Origin of the sequence: Alkalibacterium putridalgicola, from assembly GCF_900109825.1 — a bacterium.
In the GTDB taxonomy this organism is placed as follows: domain Bacteria; phylum Bacillota; class Bacilli; order Lactobacillales; family Carnobacteriaceae_A; genus Alkalibacterium; species Alkalibacterium putridalgicola.
Window position 1 is genome coordinate 19,570 of sequence record NZ_FOBL01000022.1, and the last position, 20,893, is coordinate 40,462.

17 protein-coding genes and 1 other RNA gene are annotated in these 20,893 nt (G+C 43.0%); 6 read left to right on the top strand and 12 right to left on the bottom strand.

Features of this window, described 5'->3' with window-relative positions; genetic code table 11:
* Nucleotides 1-72 precede the first annotated feature (72 nt).
* Nucleotides 73-729, top strand: coding sequence for a PAQR family membrane homeostasis protein TrhA (gene trhA / locus BMX84_RS08140; RefSeq protein ID WP_091488754.1), 657 nt, complete (start codon nt 73-75; stop codon nt 727-729).
* A gap of 50 nt (nt 730-779) precedes the next feature.
* Here trhA and BMX84_RS08145 read toward each other — a convergent pair whose 3' ends face one another.
* The 3 genes from BMX84_RS08145 to BMX84_RS08155 all read right to left on the bottom strand — a co-directional run bounded on the left by BMX84_RS08145 (nt 780) and on the right by BMX84_RS08155 (nt 4,181).
* On the bottom strand, nt 780-1,268 hold the full coding sequence (locus tag BMX84_RS08145) for a dihydrofolate reductase (protein WP_091488755.1): 489 nt from the start codon (nt 1,266-1,268) through the stop codon (nt 780-782).
* A gap of 65 nt (nt 1,269-1,333) precedes the next feature.
* A complete protein-coding gene (locus BMX84_RS08150; protein WP_091488757.1) occupies nt 1,334-2,278 on the bottom strand; it encodes a thymidylate synthase in 945 nt (314 codons plus the stop codon).
* Nucleotides 2,279-2,291: 13 nt separating this feature from the next.
* Nucleotides 2,292-4,181, bottom strand: a complete 1,890-nt coding sequence (locus BMX84_RS08155; RefSeq protein ID WP_091488758.1) for an ABC-F family ATP-binding cassette domain-containing protein — start codon at nt 4,179-4,181, stop codon at nt 2,292-2,294.
* A gap of 162 nt (nt 4,182-4,343) precedes the next feature.
* Between BMX84_RS08155 and BMX84_RS08160 the strand changes: the two genes are divergently transcribed.
* Together BMX84_RS08160 and BMX84_RS08165 are read left to right on the top strand one after the other, a co-directional pair.
* Nucleotides 4,344-4,565 carry a cold-shock protein gene (locus BMX84_RS08160; RefSeq protein WP_091488760.1) on the top strand — a complete coding sequence of 74 codons (222 nt, stop codon included), beginning with the start codon at nt 4,344-4,346 and terminating at the stop codon, nt 4,563-4,565.
* Between the two features lie 66 nt (nt 4,566-4,631).
* Nucleotides 4,632-5,042: a ribonuclease HI family protein gene (locus tag BMX84_RS08165; protein WP_091488761.1), complete on the top strand. Its 411-nt coding sequence runs from the start codon at nt 4,632-4,634 to the stop codon at nt 5,040-5,042.
* Nucleotides 5,043-5,071: 29 nt separating this feature from the next.
* On the opposite strand, the gene BMX84_RS08170 is transcribed toward BMX84_RS08165, so the two are convergent.
* The 3 genes from BMX84_RS08170 to BMX84_RS08180 form a co-directional block, all read right to left on the bottom strand.
* Nucleotides 5,072-6,046 carry a diaminopimelate dehydrogenase gene (locus BMX84_RS08170; protein WP_091488763.1) on the bottom strand — a complete coding sequence of 325 codons (975 nt, stop codon included), beginning with the start codon at nt 6,044-6,046 and terminating at the stop codon, nt 5,072-5,074.
* A gap of 51 nt (nt 6,047-6,097) precedes the next feature.
* Complete coding sequence (locus tag BMX84_RS08175; protein WP_091488764.1) at nt 6,098-7,606, bottom strand: DUF1846 domain-containing protein; 1,509 nt, start codon at nt 7,604-7,606, stop codon at nt 6,098-6,100.
* A gap of 378 nt (nt 7,607-7,984) precedes the next feature.
* A complete protein-coding gene (locus BMX84_RS08180) occupies nt 7,985-8,776 on the bottom strand; it encodes a mechanosensitive ion channel family protein (protein ID WP_091488766.1) in 792 nt (263 codons plus the stop codon).
* A 323-nt stretch (nt 8,777-9,099) separates the two neighbouring features.
* Here BMX84_RS08180 and BMX84_RS08185 point away from each other — a divergent pair, with 323 nt between their 5' ends.
* The 3 genes from BMX84_RS08185 to BMX84_RS08200 all read left to right on the top strand — a co-directional run bounded on the left by BMX84_RS08185 (nt 9,100) and on the right by BMX84_RS08200 (nt 13,899).
* Entirely contained in the window at nt 9,100-10,491 is a 1,392-nt protein-coding gene (locus tag BMX84_RS08185; RefSeq protein ID WP_091488767.1) for an L-cystine transporter, read from the top strand.
* 175 nt (nt 10,492-10,666) lie between these two features.
* On the top strand, nt 10,667-11,983 hold the full coding sequence (locus tag BMX84_RS08190) for a Na+/H+ antiporter family protein (protein WP_091488769.1): 1,317 nt from the start codon (nt 10,667-10,669) through the stop codon (nt 11,981-11,983).
* 1,016 nt (nt 11,984-12,999) lie between these two features.
* Complete coding sequence (locus BMX84_RS08200; protein WP_091488772.1) at nt 13,000-13,899, top strand: glycine betaine ABC transporter substrate-binding protein; 900 nt, start codon at nt 13,000-13,002, stop codon at nt 13,897-13,899.
* Between the two features lie 107 nt (nt 13,900-14,006).
* Here the strand turns inward: BMX84_RS08200 and BMX84_RS08205 are convergent, their stop codons facing one another.
* The 6 genes from BMX84_RS08205 to BMX84_RS08230 all read right to left on the bottom strand — a co-directional run bounded on the left by BMX84_RS08205 (nt 14,007) and on the right by BMX84_RS08230 (nt 20,649).
* On the bottom strand, nt 14,007-15,329 hold the full coding sequence (locus BMX84_RS08205; RefSeq protein WP_177165514.1) for a metallophosphoesterase: 1,323 nt from the start codon (nt 15,327-15,329) through the stop codon (nt 14,007-14,009).
* 329 nt (nt 15,330-15,658) lie between these two features.
* The gene (locus tag BMX84_RS08210) at nt 15,659-17,542 is read right to left on the bottom strand and encodes a BCCT family transporter (RefSeq protein WP_091488780.1); all 1,884 of its coding nucleotides are present in this window, start codon (nt 17,540-17,542) and stop codon (nt 15,659-15,661) included.
* Between the two features lie 250 nt (nt 17,543-17,792).
* On the bottom strand, nt 17,793-18,926 hold the full coding sequence (locus tag BMX84_RS08215; protein ID WP_091488775.1) for a THUMP domain-containing class I SAM-dependent RNA methyltransferase: 1,134 nt from the start codon (nt 18,924-18,926) through the stop codon (nt 17,793-17,795).
* 98 nt (nt 18,927-19,024) lie between these two features.
* Nucleotides 19,025-19,400, bottom strand: an RNA gene (gene rnpB, locus BMX84_RS08220) — RNase P RNA component class B.
* 17 nt (nt 19,401-19,417) lie between these two features.
* Entirely contained in the window at nt 19,418-19,732 is a 315-nt protein-coding gene (gpsB, locus tag BMX84_RS08225; RefSeq protein WP_091488777.1) for a cell division regulator GpsB, read from the bottom strand.
* Nucleotides 19,733-19,869: 137 nt separating this feature from the next.
* Entirely contained in the window at nt 19,870-20,649 is a 780-nt protein-coding gene (locus tag BMX84_RS08230) for a MerR family transcriptional regulator (protein WP_091488779.1), read from the bottom strand.
* Between the last annotated feature and the right edge of the window lie 244 nt (nt 20,650-20,893).

Sequence of the window (20,893 nt, forward strand, 5' to 3'; positions counted from 1 at the left end):
ATAGTCTTTCTTAAGTAGTATAACAAAATTTCAACTATTCGTACAGAAAGTAACCGTTTTAAGGAGGTAATCATGTCAAACCAAACCGAATCATCCTCATTTTCAAGAAAATATCAAATCACAAATGAAGTCTTAAACGCCGTGACACATGGCATCGGAGTGATTTTGAGTATCATTGCTTTGATCTTTCTTGTGCAAAAAGGACTCGAAATGGGCGGAGTTTTAGAAGTAACCTCTTATACCGTATATGGAGTCACACTCATACTTCTTTACTTGTCCAGCACGCTTTACCACAGTTTCACTTTTACCCGTGCCAGATATGTGTTTCGCATCATCGACCACAGCAGTATCTTCCTGCTTATCGCCGGAACGTATACACCTTACACACTGATCACTATAGGTGATAAGCTAGGTGTGTTCTTAACGACACTCATATGGACGATCGCTTTTCTGGGCGTTTTATATAAAACGATCTGGTTCAAGAAATTTCAGGGGCTGTCTCTCTGGCTGTACATTGCAATGGGCTGGATATCCTTGTTCTTCATGCATTACCTGTATCAGGGGCTCGGAACAAGCGGCTTCTTGTGGCTGCTCGCCGGTGGACTCTCGTTCACGGTAGGTGCTCTCTTTTACCGTTTAAAGCATATTAAATTTATGCATGTCGTCTGGCATTTGTTTGTCATGTCCGGAACTATCTGCATGTTCTTCTCCATTTATCTCTACACTTAAAAGTAAATTAAAGGCAGATAAACACTGATGATCAGTGTTTATCTGCCTTTTTAATTTCTCTTGAAAATCTGAAAAGTATGGGCATGTTTATTTTTTACATCAACAGTTCCCTCTTTTTCCTCAATCAATTCGAACTGTGAATAGTCGATTGCAGGCATATAGGTATCTCCTTCGAACGACTCATGGATCACCGTACGATATAGCATATCCACATCGTCTTTAAAAAGTTCAAACAGGGAAACACCGCCGATTACATGCAGGGGCTTTTCTGAATCCTTGGTTTTCTCCAGGATCTCTTCTTTGGAATGACAGACATGGATACCTTCCAGCTCGAATGAAGGGTTCGATGTCAGCACAAAATTTTCTCTTTTTTTCAGAGGCGGTTTAGGAATACTCTCCAGCGTTTTCCTTCCCATCACGACGTCACCAGTTAACGTCACTTCTTTAAAAAACTGCATGTCAGCCGGCAAATGCCAGGGAAGCTCGCCATTTTTTCCAATCAGTCCATTTTTATCTTCTGCCCAGACAAACGTTATCATATCAGCACCTCTTTCATAATTTGTAACACGCAACTATATAGTTGCGTATGTCAACAACACCTTTTTCAGACAGCTATTGGTGCTTTTATGGCTTTGTGCGGATGGTAATCCAGCACTTCTATGTCATCCATCTCAAAATCAAAAATACTTTTCTCTTTGTTTAATTTGATCGTTGGGAAAGCTTTAGGTTCTCTTGATAGCTGTTCATGGATCTGGTCCATGTGGTTCATGTATAAATGCGCATCTCCTAATGTATGCACAAATTCTCCGACTTCCAGCCCTGTCTCCTGAGCGACAAGATGAGTCAGCAGTGCATAGCTCGCAATGTTGAACGGTACGCCCAAAAAGACATCCCCGCTGCGCTGATACAGCTGACAGCTCAATTTATTTCCTTCTACATAGAACTGGAATAATGTATGGCATGGCGGCAACGCCATTGTGGGTACTTCTTCCGGGTTCCAGGCGGAGACGATATGACGTCTGGACTGTGGATTGGTTTTGATGGATTCAATGACATTCTTGATCTGATCGATCACACCACCGTCTTTTTTCTGCCATGCCCGCCACTGGGCTCCGTAAACATTCCCTAAAGAACCATACTGTTCAGCAAAGGCATCATCGTTCAGGACACTCTCTCTGAATAGTGCCATCTGCTTCTTGTACTCTTCTTTAAACTCAGGATCTTTTTGAGATCGCAGCCCAAAGTCGGTCATATCAGGCCCTTTGTAGTCGGGACTCTTGACATATTTCTCAAAAGCCCACTCGTCCCAGATATGATTATTATTCTCAAGCAGGAAACGAATATTGGTATCTCCTTTTAAAAACCATAAAAGTTCACTCTTGATGAGTTTAAAATAGACCCGCTTCGTCGTTAAAAGCGGGAAACCTTTCTGCAGATCAAAACGCATCTGATGACCAAAGACCGACTTTGTCCCCGTTCCTGTTCTGTCCTGTCGTTCTGTTCCTTCTTCTAATATGCGTCTAGCTAAATCCAGATATTCTTTTTCCATTTTGCTTCACTCCTTATACATACTGTGCCAGATATTCCCAGCGGCTGTACTTCTCTTCCAGCTGATGACTGAGTTCCGTTTGTTTTTCCGTCAGTTCGTTCAACTTGACATGATCCGTGACGACCAGTTCTATCTCAGATTGCACATCTTCGAGTTCTGACTCCAGTGCTTCGATCTCTGACTCGATCGTTTCCCATTCTTTCTTTTCCATATAGGTCAGTGATGTTTTTTCTTTCTTTTCTCTTCGATCGTTCCCAGAACTCACTGTGTTCGATTGTAGCTTGGACTGTTTTTCTTTTTTAGTCAGATCGTTCTGCTCCAGATATTCAGTCAATGAAGCATAGGATTCTTCGATCTTTCCTTCTCCTTTAAAAATGAGCAGTTTGCTGGCGATTTTATCCAAGAAATATCTGTCATGGGAAACCGCGATCACAGCACCGCTGAACTGACCGATAAATTCTTCTAAAATCGTCAAGGTCTGGACATCCAGATCATTCGTCGGCTCATCCAAGAGTAGAACATTTGGCTGCTGCATGAGGATCTTCAGCAGATACAGACGGCGTTTCTCGCCCCCCGACAATTTATTGATGGGCGATCCATGCATGGAACGTTTAAAGAGAAAGCGTTCAAGCAATTGAGACACACTTATCGAGGAACCGTCTGACAACTTGACTTCTTCTGCGATCTCTCTTAAATAAGTGATCACCCGCTTGTCTTCATCAAACTCCTCATTGATCTGCTTGTAGTAACCGATCTTGACCGTTTCTCCCATGATCAGCACACCATTGTCCAACGCTTCTTCTCCGGCAAGGATATTTAAAAAAGTAGTCTTTCCAGACCCATTCGTCCCAGTGATCCCGATGCGATCTGTCTGCTGGATAAGCAGCTCAAAATCATCGAGGATCACTGTATCATCAAGCTGTTTCTCCGCCGCTTCCAGTTCCAGGACTTTTTTTCCTAAACGGGTACCGGAAAGCTGGAGTTCAAGCTCTGCCTTCTCCTCATGTCCTTTCACCTGTCCTTCAAGCTCAGAGAAGCGCTGCTTGCGTGCCTCCTGTTTTGTCCCTCGTGCCCTGACTCCTTCGCGCATCCAGGCCAGTTCCTGCTTGTAAAGCTGTTTCTGCTTGTGAGCGATCCGCTGTTCGGTGGCTTCTTTTTCTGCTTTCAACTGAATATACTGCTGGTAGTTCCCAGGGTATTGTTCCAGCTTCCCGTTATCCAGTTCCACGATTTCATTAGACACTCTATCCAGAAAATATCGGTCATGGGTGACCATCAGGAGGGACCCGCGGTAACTTGACAGATACCCTTCCAGCCATTCGATCATCTGAAAATCTAAATGGTTGGTTGGTTCATCAAGGATCAATAGGTCGGGTTCCTGAACAAGGACTTGAGCCAAGGCGGCCCGTTTCTGCTGACCGCCGGATAGATCGCTCACACGCTTATCCGTGTCTTCCAGACCCAGTTTATTAAGAATGGCTTTCGCGCGTGCATTGACATTCCAGGCATCTTCCTGATTCATTCGTTTCTCTGCTTCCGTAAACATCTGCTGAAACTTTGGATTGGTTGGGTCATTACTAAATTTTTTCAGTACTTCTTCATAATTTCTTGCAGCTCTGATCATGGGTGAATCGCCGTCAAAGACCACATCGAAAATACTCTTGTCAGTATCCAGTTCATTTTTCTGACTCAAGTAGCTGATTTCGTAATCTCCAGGGTGAGTCTTTTCACCTTCGTCCGGTTTCAGGACGCCGGCAACGATACGTAAAAAGGTTGTTTTCCCGGTTCCATTCACTCCGATCAGCCCGATTCTCTGATTTTCCTGAATCGAAAAGGATACGTCATCAAATAATTTTTTTATTCCATATGAATGTGTCAGGTGTTCGATTTTCCATTCTTTCATTATCACTTTCTCCTTAACATTAGAGTCCTTCTTATTTTAGCATACCAAAGGACCCTTTTTCACTTAAACTTTGAATCCTATCAATCGTTGACTATGAAAACGGTATCCTTTATACTGAAGGTTGTAGACGACTAAACTTAAGGAATCATTAGGGGGAAAACGATGACTAAAGGGACTGTTAAGTGGTTTAATAACCAAAAAGGTTATGGTTTCATCGAATACAACGAAGAAGATGATGTTTTCGTTCATTTTACTGGTATCAACATGGACGGCTATAAAGCATTAAATGAAGGCCAGTCAGTAGAATTTGATATCGTAGACGGGTCTCGTGGTCCTCAAGCTACGAATGTGAATGTCGTCGAAGCAGTTAACGAAAATAGTTAAGAACGGTTAAAGTCAGTTCTCCTATGAGACTGACTTTTTTCTATTTTATATGATGGAGTGTTTAAAATGTTAAGAATCTACAGTGATGCAGCAGTTTCGCCCAAAGAGCATTTAGCCGGTGCCGGGCTTGTCATCGTCGGTGAAGGGGTGTATGAACAGCTTTCCATTCCTCTCTCCTCTACAGAAGATAATCATCTGGCAGAGCTCATGGCTTTCCACCACGCTGTGAACTGGCCGATCGAACAGGACCGCTTAAAAGAGTGGACCATTTTCCATACAGATAGTCAGCTCGTTGCCCAAGCAATCAGAAAAAATCATATGAAGAGCAGCACCTATAAAGAAATCTTTGATGAAATCATCGCGTCATTGGAAAAATTGTCCTTCTATGAAGTGAAATGGATTCCTGAAAAAGAAAATAAAGGGGCAGATAATTTAGCCAAACAGGCATTGGCTAAACAAAGAAAAAACAGAAAGTGAGTTTAGATCTCACTTTCTGTTTTTTCTTTTTAAAGTAATTCTTTTCTTAACTGTGCGCCACTTTTCGGTGAAAGGTAGCCGGGTGCGATATCGAATACCGTTTTGGCCCCGTATTGTTTTTCACGTGCCAGTTTTCCGGCTGCACGGGCATAGGCGATCGCCACGGCTGCTGTAAATTCAGGGTTGGAATCCAGATCCAGTCCGAACTGGTAGATTGCTGTATGGTCATCGGTCGTCTTCCCTTGTCTCATCACCGTTCCCCCGTGAGGCATTCCGGCATGCTCTTTGTCAAAGGTTTCCTGATCGATGACATGGATCTCCGTTTCATAGCCTTCAAAATAGTCAGGCATCGTCTTGATCGTCTCTCTGACTTTACTTTCGTCAGCATCCTCTTCCAATACAAGATAGACCATGCGTTTATGGGCATCCAATTTATTATACTCGATAGACTGCTTGTCTTTGACTGCGTCCACCAGTTCTTCTTTAGGAACCGTGTACTGGACGGCATTCTTGACACCCGCTACACGTCTGACCGCATCGCTGTGACCTTGACTGAGTCCAGGACCCCAAAACGTATACGTCTCACCTTTAGGTAAAATGGATTCTGCGATCAGTCGATTCAGGGAGAACAGACCTGGATCCCATCCGGTTGAAATAACAGCGACCGTGTCGTTTTCTCTTGCGACTTGGTCAAGTTTTGCAAAATGTACAGGAATTTCATTGTGATTATCATACGTATCGACTGTGTTGAACGTCTTTGCCAGTTCAGGCCCCTGAACGGGAATATCTTTTTGTGAACCTCCGCAAAGAATCAGTACGTCGATGCTGTCTTTAAATCCCAAAAGATCATCCATGTGATAAGCGGGAGAAGTCGTTTCCAGCTGTTCGGGCTGACGCCGGGAAAAAATACCGGCCAACTCCAAATCTGATGACTGCTTTAGCCCCGCTTCGACCCCTTTACCCAAGTTACCGTAACCCACTATACCAATACGTGTGTTTGACATCGAATCACTCTCTTTCCATTTTTGCTTTTCAGCTTTTATTATCAACAGAGATTAGTTATAAAACAAATTTTCAGTTGGATAAACAGGATCGTTTGTAATATCTATCCCGAGCATTTTTAGCGTCTGTTCATTTTCATGGTTCATGATGACGGTCGAATGGGCCTGGGTATCTTTCAGTTTAGCTAACTGATTGTAAGCCAGCTGAGCTGTCGGATTCGTTACCGCACTGATCGCCAGAGCGATGAGCAGTTCGTTCGCTGACAGCGTCGGGACTTTACTGTTCAGTTCGTCCGTTTTCAGACGCTGGATCGTCTCAAGGATCATTGGAGCCAGCAAATCGATTTCATCCGAAATGTTAGCCAGGACTTTCAGGCCATTGACGACTGCTGCAGCGGAAGCATCCATAAGCGTGGTGGTGCGTCCGGTAATGATGTCCCCGTTGTTCAGCTCTATCGCTATGACAGCCTGAAGGTTAGCATCTTCATTTCTTTCCTGCAGTTTTTTTGCATAGTTTCGTGCGATCCTTACAGGACCCCGGTGTTCTTTTTTCAGATCCGATTCCTCAAGGATCAGCTGTATCCGGCGCAAAGTGTCTTCATCTGCCAGTCCTTTTTTATAATCATTTTCTACTGAAAAGGCCCGTCTGATGATTTCTTCATTCGCTGCTTTAACGACAACTGCTTCATCTATGATACCAGATTTGATCCGGTTGACCCCCATATCCGTTGGTGACTTGTAGACGGATGGCTTGCCGGTGATTTTTTCAATGATCCGTTTGATAACAGGGAACATTTCAATATCCCGGTTATAATTAACGGCCACTTCGCCATAAGCTTCAAAGTGGTAGTTATCCATCATGTTGACATCCTTCAGATCCACTGTAGCTGCTTCATAGGCAATATTGACTGGGTGTTTGATCGGCATGTTCCAGACAGGGAAGGTTTCAAATTTTGCGTAACTAGCCTTGTGTCCGTGAGCATATTCATGATAAAGCTGATTCAGACAGGTCGCCAGTTTCCCGCTTCCAGCTCCGGGGGCCGTCACGACCACAAGTGGTTTTGTCGTTTCGATATAGGTGTTTTTGGCAAAGCCTTCTTCACCGACGATGGCCTCCACGTTGGTTGGATAGCCGTCGATAGCGCGATGCGTATGTACATCGATCCCGCTGCGTTCGAGTTTGGACATGAATATTTTTACGTTCGGCTGTTCCTGATAACGTGTAATGAGCACACTGTTTACAGGGATACCGTAGGCTCTATATTCATCGATCAAGCGTAAAACATCCCGGTCATAAGTGATCCCGTAGTCTCCGCGGACCTTGTTTCTTTCGATATCTCCGGCATAAACGCAGATAATGATCTCTGCTTTATCTTTCAGCGTAGCCAGCAGTTTCATTTTTGCATCTTCATCAAAACCCGGCAGGACCCGTTTGGCGTGTTTGTCCCCGATCAGCTTACCGCCAAATTCCAGATACAATTTCTCACTATTTTCTACGCGTTCTAAAATATACGCAGACTGTTCCTTCAGATACTTCTCTGTATCAAAACCCACTTTATACATAACCGTCCTCCAGTTTTCTTTTTCTATCTCTTCTATTATATCACTCAATCTCAAAAGACCGAATACCTTTTGTTCTTTATACACCCGGTTCATCAAAAACATGAAAGATGTTTAAAGAAATATTCTACTATACTCTGCTTTGCACTTTCAAGTAAACTATTCCCCTATTTTGAACAAGCTGAAAACCGCCCAGGACAACTGGACTGTAAACGAGTAAATGAACGACATCCATAAAATATATTCTTTTATGCAGTCATACTTTTAAACGTCAACGTCCTTTTTAGCTTTTCAATTATAGACAATCACTGGATATATATTCAAAAAAAACACGACCCGGATCCGGGTCGTGTTTTCAACAAGCATGGTCAGAGTGACCTTTTAATCATTTACGGTATGAATAGCCATCTGCGGATAAGGGATCGAGATGCTTTCCTTATCAAAGGTCGTTTTCACTTCTTCAAGCAGGTCGAAATGAACGTCCCAGTAATCGTCCGCTTTGGTCCAGGCTCTGACCGTATACTCTACGGCGCTGTCTCCATGACCGGAAAGGCGGACAAAGGGTTCTGGATCCAGCAGGACTTTCGGGTGCTTCAGTACGATCTGCTTCAGTGTATCGAGGACATGCTGGTTGTCAGCTTCATAGCCTACGCCGAACGTGAAGTCGACGCGACGTGTGTCATGAACAGAATAATTGACGATGCCTGAATTAGACATGTTGCCGTTCGGTACGTATATCATTTTATTATCCGGCGTCACTAATTCCGTATACAAGATTTGAATCGCTTTGACCGTACCGCTGTATCCGGCTCCTTCTATATAATCTCCCACTTTGAACGGACGCATGGTCAAAAGCAGTACGCCCCCGGCCAGGTTCGACAAGGATCCCTGGAAAGCCAAGCCTAAAGCAAGACCAAAAGAACCCAGTATCGCTACGAATGAGGCTGTCGGGATACCTAAAATGCCAACGACACTGACCACAAGCAGCAGTTTCAATCCGATGCTGATGACCGACATGATGAAAGGTTTCAGGCTTTCATCCAGCTTCGACTTGTAAATCTGCTTGCTTATGATATTCACTAGGACTTTTATCACGGCAAGCCCTACTAAAAGTGTGACGATGGCCAGTACGACAGGCATCGCCATTTCAACAACAAGATTGATCCAATCCATTTAAAATCTTCTCCTTTTATAATGTAAGAATTGATGCAGCTTTTCTATCATAACACACCATTCCCTAGATTTATAATGAATTTTCCTAGCGATTTCAAAGAGGCAGGTAATGAACTTTTCTTCATATATAAGGTTTAAATATTTTTATTTTTTAATATTGGTTGCAATTCAGTTGTGCGCTAGTTATTATAGATTAGTCACGTTCCCTGTTTACAAGAGTATACGGAACGGATACTGATTTCGGAAAAAATCTTTATCTAGGGCCTTTAACCCTATGACCCATCTCTTTTCTTCGGAAAAGAACATTAAAGGAGAGATTTTTTATGACTATTTTAGGAATAGTTGGTGTTTTAGTCGCCTTTGTGCTGACATTGTTCGGCTTATGGAAACTTCAGCAGAAACATGTTAAGTTTTCGACACGTGTATTTGTCGGTCTGGGCGCAGGTATTTTATTTGGTGGTGCTCTTCAGGTCTTATTTGGAACAGAGAGCAGCATCACGAGTGGTGCGATGGAATGGATCAATATCGTAGGGAATGGCTATGTAGGCTTCCTGCAGATGCTGATCATGCCTTTGATCTTTGTTTCGATCATCGGTGCATTCACTAAGATACAAGGAAGTAAAGATTTAGGGAAAATCAGTTCATCCGTACTGATCACGTTGATTGCGACGACAGCTGTTGCTGCACTGATCGGTATATTGAGTGTGATGGCTTTCAATCTGGATGGTGCAGAATTCGTTCAAGGCGAGCAGGAAACGGCGCGTATCGAACAGCTCCAGGAAAGTCAGACGGCCGTTGAAGATCTGTCTATTCCGGAACAAATCACTAACTTTATCCCACGTAACGTTTTTGCCGATTTATCTAATGCAAGAAGCACGAGTACCATTGCTGTGGTTGTTTTCTCAGCTTTTGTCGGTACGGCTTATCTCGGTATCAAACGAAAAGAGCCTGAACAGGCCGAAACATTCAAATCGATCATTGACAGCTTATACGCTATCGTCATGCGTATCGTTACCTTAGTACTGCGCTTGTCCCCTTATGGAATTTTCGCTTTGATGACCAAAGCCATTGCGACCAGCAATTTCCAGGCACTTTTGAATCTGGGGCTGTTCGTTGTCGCCTCTTACGTTGCCATTGCTGTCATGTTTATCATTCACTTACTCATATTAGCCGGATTCAAAGTCAATCCAGTCACGTATGTTAAAAAAGTTTGGCCCGTTCTCAGTTTTGCTTTCACTTCACGTTCAAGCGCTGGAACACTGCCGTTAAATATTGAAACTCAAACAAAAGTATTGGGTGTCGATTATGCCTCAGCCAACTTTGCGGGAACATTCGGTTTATCGATCGGTCAAAATGGCTGTGCCGGTATCTTCCCCGCAACGCTTGTAGCGATCATTGCTCCAACAATGGGCATCGACATCACCAATCCCATGTATATCCTGACGATCATGGCTGTGGTAGCCATCAGTTCGTTTGGTGTTGCCGGTGTCGGTGGCGGTGCGACCTTTGCTGCCCTGATCGTTTTAGGTTCACTTGGTCTTCCGATATCGATCGTTGGACTTGTCATCTCGGTTGAACCGATCATCGACATGGCTAGAACCTTCTTAAATGTCAACGACAGTATCGTTGCAGGTATCATTTCATCGAAAACCATCAAACAATTTGATGAATCGATGATGAACGATACAAGCCTGGTTTTACAGGAAGAAATTTAAACTAAAAAGAGTATGGACGGGTTGAATCGTTCATACTCTTTTTTTGTTTATACGCCACCCCTGATCTTACAGGAGGGTCTGCTTTCTTTTTTAGTGATAAATTGCTGATTTTATATCGCCAGAACAGCTAATGTATGGTACGCTTACTTAATAAAATTTTGAAAGAAGTGATTCTATGCTACTAAATCCTGTTTTAATATCAGTTATAGTCATGGTGATATTATCTCTATTTAAACTCAATGTCCTGCTGGCTCTCATTATAGCCGCATTGACTGGTGGACTGGCTGCGGGCATGCCTCTGATCGAAACGATGGAAACTCTGCTTGGCGGTATGGGCGGAAATGCTGAAACAGCCCTGAATTATATTTTACTCGGTGCGCTGGCTGCGGCTATTGAAAAAACCGGAGCGGCAACCATCATCACTCAAAAATTATCAAAAAGCATGAAAGGAACAGGCAAGTCTTTGGTCTTCCTTATCGCTTTTATCAGTATCTTTTCTCAAAACCTGATCCCTGTACACATCGCCTTTATCCCCATACTGATCCCTCCCCTTATCATGGTCATGAATAAACTACGGATAGACAGACGTGCTGTTGCTTCAGCTTTGACGTTCGGACTCAAAGCGCCCTATGTCGCTCTGCCTGTAGGATACGGCCTGATCTTCCATAACATCATCCGGGATGAAATGGCACTCAGTGGTTTAGACCTCGGTGATGCAGAAGTCTGGCATGTCATGTGGATACCTGGCTTGGCCATGGTAACAGGCCTTTTGATCGCTATCCTAGTTACTTACCGCAAGCCACGCGACTATCAGGATAGTGAAAAAACTGGTTTCAAGTTCGGCTTTAAGGATCACGAATGGGCAGAAGTGACTTTCAACCGAGATCACGCCTTTGCGGTTGCCGGTGCCTTGTCTGCACTCATTGTTCAACTGACCATCGGTTCGTTAGTGCTGGGAGCTATCCTTGGTCTGCTGATCATGCTGGCCGGTGGAGCCATCAAGTGGTACAGTCTGGACGATATGATCCACAGCGGGATCAGCATGATGGGCTTCATCGCCTTTGTCATGCTCGTTGCTTCAGGTTACGGTGATGTCATCCGGGCAACCGGCGGTATCGAACCCCTCGTTGAATCCGTCAGCGGTTCGTTTGCGGGCAATCAGTTCATCGCTGCCACAGGAATGATCACCCTCGGCCTTTTGATCACCATGGGGATCGGAACTTCTTTTGGTACCATCCCTATCATCGCGGCCATATATGTTCCGTTAGCTTTGGAACTGGGCTTCAGCCCGATGGCAACTGTTTTACTCATTGGTTCAGCTGCTGCATTAGGCGATGCCGGCTCTCCTGCTTCTGACAGTACGCTTGGACCAACGGCCGGTTTGAATGTCGATGGCCAGCACGATCACATCTGGGATACGTGCGTTCCTACCTTTATGCACTATAATATCCCTATCATGATTTTCGGGATCATCGGTGCGCTCGTACTGTAAAAAATGAAGGTAAACCTGACTAAATAAAGATTTTTCTGTTCAACTAACAAAAGAGCTTGAAAGGACTGAATGATAAGTCTTTTCAAGCTCTTTTTCTATTTTGATTCAAATGTGTTAGAGAGGATCATTCATACTCATCAGTTCATACATTACTTCATCAACAGCATATAAATCTTCTTTTCACCACAAGTTCGATGCTGACTTTATCATAGAGATCTTCAATGACCCATTCCATCGAGTCTTGACGTACCAAGATTTTTTCAGGCTTACTCGTTTGGCATATCTCTTGAAGCATACCCAGAACTCGCTCTGGATCCTCCCTATTCTTTCGTACATATACTGATCCAGTACGTCTCCCATTGCTACGTTAGCTGTAAGAAACAGGCGAGGTATAACCGGCGCTGCTCTTCCTTTTCCGGAAAAGGTACAGGTGGATACAAAACATCCAACCTAAAGTAATCAACAGATAATTGTTGATCACAACTAAAATAGATCAAATCTTTCATTAATCAATGCTCTAATCTAGGGCAGTTTATACCGGTTCTTACTCTCACCCAGTCCCTTGTATCTACCCATCTGTTTTCTCGATATACAATCTGAACGCATTGAAGAAATGAGTTCTATGACTTCCAAAAATAATACGTGGAAACAAACAAATGGTTGTGTAATACATTCAATAATATGAACGCATACTTACTTGCAGATGGAAAGCTGATTACTAAATATTTTCCCCTATCTGTCTTTCTGCTCATTATTAAGCCACTCCTGAACCTTTTATAATACAACAACTCGTTTAACCTTTTGTCCTTCCTATACCAAGTAGAATAAAAAATGAAAAATTTAAACTCCAGACTTTGCATCGGTAAACATTTTAGACTGAGCATAAATGTCCCCCCTCTTCATTTTTTATTTATAGTATTCAAAGGATTTTATATCACAGAAGGAAATTTGTCAGTTGCAACTATCTATGTTATGATGGATAAGTTGTGATTTTATTAATCTTAGGAGGAAATAAAATGAAAAAGATTACGTTATCAAAAACTGCGGTACTGCTTGCTGCACCTTTACTGCTGACAGGATGTGGAGACAGCGACAGCGAGGCTTCTCAGGAAGAAAATGTCGGAGAAGCTATGGAGTATACGATCACTGGCATAGAACCTGGCGCAGGGATGTCTCAAATCGCTCGTCAGACACTTGAAGAATATGACAATCTAGAAGGCTGGGAAATTCAGGAGAGTTCGACTGCCGGCATGCTGACAGAACTAGAGCAGGCGATCAATAATGAAGAACCTATCGTTGTGGCAGGCTGGACACCTCATTACAAGTTTGAACAATACGACTTGAAGATACTGGATGATCCGAAGAATGTCTTTGGCGATGCTGAGGGCATCTATACATTAACACGTACAGGTCTCGAAGAAGAGATGCCTGAAGCCTTTGAAGTACTTAGCCGATTTGAATGGGAACCAGAACACATGCAGGCAATCATGCTTGAAGCTTTGGAAAGAGACTTTGAAGAAGTAACCGCTGAATGGGTCGAAGACAATCGCGAATTGGTTGATGAATGGACAGAAGGCATCGATAAAGTCGATGGCGAGTCGTTTGAATTAGGCTCTATTCCATGGGACACTGAACGATCATCTTCCAATGTTATGGCTCGTGTCCTTGAAGAAATAGGCTACGATGTCAAGATCACGAACCTTGACCCCGCTGTTCTTTATCAGGCCTTGAATCAGGGCGAAGTGGATGCAACCGTAGGCGCGTGGCTCCCGACTGCTCAAGGTGCATTTATGGAAACATACGGTGAAAACATTGTCGACTTAGGCCCTAACCTGAATGGTACCGTTGTCGGTTTTGTTGTTCCCGCTTATATGGAAGATATCGATTCGATCGAAGACCTGCCTGCTCGAGATTAAAAATAAAATAGGCAATCTAAAACAAGTAAAAGACGCAAGGCATTCTGCTATAGGAATGCCTTGCGTCTTTTCTGCTTTTTTTGAGAAACCAGACTGCTTAACTATTTTTAGTTATCACTAATAAAAGACTTTTCTAAATTTCGGCTGTTATGTCTGTTTTCTTCTAGCCCCTGCAGGATGTAATCTTTGTATCTTGTTCCGGAAATCCTTTCCCAGTGACTGAATCCTGTGCTGGCTTTTATAGAATCATACGCTTCATCAATGGTACCTGTAAAATAAGCATGGTTGAACTGAACAAACGTATCCGTCATCCTCTCTGTGACCGAGTCATCAAGTTCAAAATAAAGCAGATGACTGAAGACTTTCTTCCGAGAAACGTCATTAAAGAAATCTTTAGAATAGTCGGTCAATGTCTCACCTAGGTTTAGTCGTGATGTTCCATACGTTAGATTATTTTTAGAGGGATTAACGGTCACTTCACCAAAATAGTGCGGATACACACTCAAAGAACCGGAAGCAATATCATAAAAGTCCCCTTCATTAGCGATATCCTGTAAATGAATATGACCCGAAAAGGTTAAGTTCACCTGATAGCGATTTAAAAGCTCGACCACTTCTTCACTGTTATCTAAAGTAAAACTATTATTGGTGCTTCGATGGTGATTCAAAAAATTATGGTGATTGACCACAAGCGGCTGAATACCTCGTTTTTTACTTTCCTCTAAAACAAATGCGAGCCACTCCAGCGTTCCTTCTTTGATCTGACCAGATGAGATCGACTTGCGCTGTTGATTATGAAAGGCGTATTTATTGGAATCCAGCATGATGACCCATGCATCTTCAGAGAGCTCAGTTACATAACTTAAAGAACTTGGATCCTGACTGACGGCTGTTTCATATCCAAGTTCGGAATAGACCTCTTCAAATTCTTCAGCAGAAACTGAGTCTACTTTATACGTCGAATCTTCTGAAAAACCACGGGCATTATATGCATTGATATCGTGATTCCCGGGAATCACGCTCACCTCTATGTCATTATCTTTCAGTACACTCAACTTCTCTTCTAGAGCTATATGGCTTTCTTTTTCACCATCAAAAGTCAAATCACCGCTCAAGACCAGAAGATCCGGTTGTCTTTCTAATACTTCTTCGATAAAGGCATCCATGATTTCCTCGCTATAATGCGTTATCTTCCCATCACCAGTTTCGAGCAAGACCTTTTCCAGCAGCCCTTCTTCCATTAAATCCGGTGAAAGATAATGAATATCTGAGGCAATGAGTATATCCATTTCCTCGCCTTGAGGTACAGTCTTATTTGTATTTAATTTTATTCGCAGCTCTGTGTCCTCTTGCGTGGCATACATGCCTCCACCGACAAAAAACAAAGCAGCTATAATCACAACGATAAGAATTAATTTTCTCTTTTTCATTTTCATCTCTTTTCAATTAATTATCTGCGTTTATCTTAGTTTAACACATCAAATTGAACTATCACCATTCCCGCCAAGACGGTCACTCCTTTTACTATTTTCTTGAGGTAGTGGTGGATGCTTTCTCCCAGTTAGTATAATAATTGACACGCACAGTAGTTTTCTCTAATAACAGTCAAGGGGACTCTATCTGTGTAGAGAGATTTCATAAGAGTTTTAAAATAGTTCCAGGATCAGCCATGACACTTAGCTGGTTGATCCTGGAACTATTTATATCGGTCACCCATTATCCAGTCATTTCTTTTAAAACTCATGCCTCAATGAAAGTTTTATGAATCGGGTTTATCTTCATCGCTTATTTCTTCGATCTCTGCAATCTCTTCAAACTCTTCGATTTCATCGTTCTCTTTTTTAGCCAAGACTTCAACGACATTATCTATCAATACATCATCATCCACTCTTGTTTGGATAACTTCTGTAATGATATGGTCATCTCTTACGCGCTGTAGTTTTTGTTTGACCGCTCGTTCGATCAGGAATTCCTGCCTCAATCCTAGATATAGAGAATAGACCATGACGAGCAGGATAATCGTAAACGGCAAACCTGTGACGATCGAAGCAGTCTGCAAAGCAGTCAGTCCGCCACCGATCAGTAAAGTTGCTGCCACGACACCTTCCATTACAGCCCAGAACACACGCTGAGGTACTGGGGAATCCAATTTCCCACCAGAAGTTAAATGATCGACCACCAATGATCCTGAGTCAGACGAGGTTACAAAGAAGACGATAACGAGAATAACACCTATCAACGATAATAAGTTGGAGAATGGCAGATTCTCAACCAATGCAAACAAGGCTAGTGATTCATCGAGATCGACAATCGTACTGAGATTCCCTATGCCATTCAACTGCTGGAAAATAGCTGTTCCACCGAACACACTCATAAACAGGAAAGAAATAGCAGTCGGAATGATGATGACACCGATAATAAACTCTCTCACGGAACGTCCTTTTGATATACGGGCTATGAACATACCGACAAACGGTGACCAGGAAATCCACCAGGCCCAATAGAATATCGTCCAGCCTCCCTGCCAAGAAGTATCTCTAAAGGTTTCCGCCCACATACTCATCTCCATGAAGTTAGAGATATAATAGCCTATATTCTGAGTGAACCCGCTTAAAATATATATAGTTGGTCCTGCTACAAGAACAAACACTAAGAAAACACCTGCAAGAATCATATTGATTTCACTTAACCGTTTTACTCCGCCGTCAAGTCCCATAACTACTGAGATCGTAGCAAAAGCTGTAATCACGGCAATCAGTATGACTTGAGTAGTGACACTAATACTGAATCCAAAGAGGTAATTCAAGCCTGCATTCACTTGTGCCACACCTAAACCTAATGAGGTAGCAAGGCCGGTCAATGTAGCCAGGACAGATAAAATATCGATCGCATTGCCCCAGAAACCGAATATCTTATTCCCGATCAATGGATAAAACAGCGAACGTATAGTCAAAGGCAGTCCTTTGTTATAAGAAAAAAAGGCCAGTCCTAATCCAACGATCGCATAAATCGACCAGGGATGAATACCCCAGTGGAAAAAGGTTGTTGCCATGGCTGCCTGAGCAGCCTGTGGGGAATTCGGTTCTATCAAATTAAACATCGGGGAAGGATTCCCTAAGTGTGAAATAGGTTCTGCCACACTCCAGAACAGCAGTCCAATCCCCATTCCCGCACTTAACAGCATGGCATACCAGGCAAACCGGGAAAACTCTGGTTTAGCTTCCTTTCCTCCGATCACTATCGAACCATACCGCCCAAATGCAAAATAAACAGCAGCTATTATAAAGATGTTGGCCGCAAAAATCATAAACCAGCCTGCATAATTAGTAATAACAGTCAACAAACTGTCAAATAAATTATTGGCTTCAACAGGGAACGTCAATGTTGCCGCAATAAATAGAGTCAAAATAATGGTAGCTGGAATCGTGACCTGTGGATGGATATCAAACCCGTAACCCTCCCAGTTACGTTCTCCAACCTTTTCCCTTCCCTTTTCATCAAACAACGACACCGTTGGTCTTATCTGTAACCCTTTAAAACGTTCACGGTTATTTATGGCTTCTTTACGTGCGTTTACTTCTTCTTTTCTTAGTTTTTTAGCTAACTGACGTTCTGACTCAAGTAGGCGCTCTTTCTCAGTCATACTTGCGTATTCCTGCTTTTGCCTTTCTTGCTTTTTCTTTTTTTTGTTCTCTTTTCTACTCATATAATCCCCTTTCAACTAATATCATATATCAGTCGACCACATTAAGTAATAAAAAATCATGATACAATACATTCAGGGCTATGATCAACTGTCTTGACATGTTTTCAAAATATAAATCTCCACAAGAAAAGCCCCCAAAATAGAAGAATATTTTCTCTAGCTGTTTTTGGGGGGATAAATCAGTTTATTATTTTCTAGACGGACGTTTGCCCCAGTACTGGAAGTAATCCGTACGGAGATAACCGTTATAGAGCTTGCGTTTTTTAGTGGCTCTTTGTCCGTAATGCTCTTCAAAGTCCAGGTCACTTGTAATGATGTACTTGCTCCATGTTTCAAGCGGTCTGAAGGCTTTACCCATGTCGCGGTAGATCTGATAGGCTTCTTCCGGGTCACCGAGACGTTCACCGTATGGCGGGTTGGAAACGATGATACCGAACTCTTTGTCAGTTGTAAAGTCAGCCACCTGCATCTGTTTGAATTCGATACTATGTGTAAGGCCTGCTTCCATCGCATTCGCTTTAGCGATCTCGATCATGTGACCGTCGATGTCTGTTCCCAGGATATCGAGTTCCACATCATAATCTGCCTGATCTTCAGCGTCCTGACGCACTTTCTGCCATAATTCTTTCGGCATCCAGTCCCACTCTTCACATAGGAAGGAGCGGTTGAAGCCAGGAGCGATGTTGTGTCCGATCAGCGCCGCTTCGATCGGGATCGTTCCGGAACCACAGGTCGGATCAACGAACGGACGGTCTTTGCGCCAGGTCGTGAGCATGATGAGTGCTGCCGCCATATTTTCCTTGATCGGTGCGCCACCTTTATCGATACGGTAGCCGCGCTTGAATAAACTTGGTCCGGTCGTGTCGATTGTCAGCATGACCTTGTCTTTTCTGATAGCCACTTCGATCGGGAATTTGGCGCCCGTTTCCGGCAGCATGCCTCTTCTGTGGTAGACATCCTTGATTTTTTCGGCGATCGCCTTGTTCACGATACGCTGAACATCCGGAACGCTGTACAAGGTCGACTTGATCGACTTGCCGCTGACTGGGAAAGCTGCATCCATGGACAGGTAATCGTCCCAGGGTAGTGCTTTTGTCTGTTCAAACAAATCATCAAACGTTTTTGCTTCGAATTCACCAACGATGATCTTCACTCGGTCGGCTGTTCGGAGCCACAAATTGGCTTTGGCGATATCTTCTTTGCCGCCTTCAAAGCGAGCGCGTCCGTTTTCAACTTGGACTTCATAGCCTAAATTTTTCAGTTCATCTCCAACAAGCGCCTCAATGCCGCTTGCGGCTGTAGCGAGTAATTTATAAGTCATCTATCTGCCACCTCTCTTATTCTTCTAGTATGCCTTATCCATCTCTTTACGTAAAGAAATCCTCCCTAAAAAAGAGAGGATTTCGCCACTATGTACATCACTGTAAGCCATGTTCTGTCTAGATAAGACGGTGAAGTCCTATCCGAGATGATCATCTGTCTGCACGAGCATAATGCCCTGCCTCTTCTCTCTGTTCAATTCCAGGAGAAAAGTGCCCCGACCAAAGTTTGGGTTGCTCACTCGAGGGGTTTACCGCGTTCCACCAGACGCGTTTCCACGTCTGCTTCGTCACTGTGGCACTTTCAAGGGTACTCGAGCATAGGTATATACCCGTAGCTCTTTTTCCTGCCGTCATCCCATTACTGGGAGCCGCAGCTTATTGTTTCGCTGCGCACGAACACTACAGGCATCGCAGCCTGTGTGAGCATGGACTTTCCTCACAGTTCTATAAAAACTGCGCGATCATCCGTGATGTACACTATTCAGTTGTATTAGTCGTTATCTAATTTTGATCCGAAAACATGACGTTCAAGGTTAGATAGTCGTTTTAGAATATCAAAGTTGGATACTGTTGAATTTGTCTGGTTAGAACTTGAGCTTTGCGTGCTCAATTGTTTAGCTTGTTCATCGACCTTGTCAAGCAGCCGGTCATTCTCAGCTTTAAGCTGTTCGATTTCTTTCTGGAAATTGTCGTAGTCTCTGATCACGACATCAAGAAATTCATCCACTTCAGTTGGATCATACCCGCGCATTTTAGATTTAAAGTCTTTCTCTAAAATCTCTTTTTGGGTCAACTCTCTATCCATACCTACACCCCATCTTCTCATCTCAATAATATTATAACAGAATTAGTCAAAATTATTCATTTCTACAAATCTATTACTATATTTCTATTATAGCAAATATAAGCTGAAAAGTGAAGATTTCCCGGTTTAAACTTGTTTTATTTTGGCTGATTCTCATGTAATTCTTTTGTATACACTTTCACTGCGTTCACAAGGACTTCAGCTGCACCGTTTCCTGCTCGGTCATCGTAGTAAGCCTTGAACCGATCATCTGCCAGATACATCTCGACTAGTCCTTCATGCATAGCTGTAGAATACGTATCCCAAGTAAAACTGAGCCATTCGCGGTGCATTCCGCCAAGGGTCGATTTTTCTTCATCAGATATAACATCTCTTTCAAGCAGATTTTTTAGCGTTGAAATAATGTACTTCTCCAAAATTTTCCACTTATCAAAGTCTTTTTCTGACATTTTTAAGATCTGTTTGTTTGCTTTATTCAGTTTTTCTGAACCATATGCAGCTTCCACTTCTTCTCCATATATTCTGCTGTTTTCATCGACCATCACTTTTTTGAAACCTTCAAACTTTTCTTTATCTGACATAGTGATCGTTCCTTTCTTTTCAATCAGTGTTTTTTCAAGAGTGCTGATCAACTGAGAGAGTTTTTTCTGTTCTTCAATGAGCTGTCTTCTGTGTTTTTGCAAAGCTTTAATCTCATCAAAAGACGGGTCGTCCAGTATTCGTTTGATTTCTTTAAGCGGCAAGCCCCTCTCTCTGTAAAAAAGGATCTGCTGCAGCCGATCGACACTTCTTTTATCATATAACCGATATCCAGATTCACTTAATTCTGCTGGAGATAGTAAGTTTATCGAATCATAATACCTGAGGGTCCGGGAAGATAGCCCGGTCAGGTCTCCGAGCTCTTTCACTGTATACATTCACTCACGCCTCCTTTATATTCTAAGTTTAAACCTTAACGTTACGTCAAGGTCAAGGATTCTATCAATTACCTATTAAACTAATTAGTACAACTCAACTAAGAAAGTGATTGAGCACGCTCAATCACAACCTCATTGGCCCTGCTCAAATCCGATAAACCGTGAGTACGTCTAATGAGCTCCTCATTGGCATTACCCAACGCTACTTTTTCTGGAGTACGCCCAATGAGCTCCTCATTGGCAT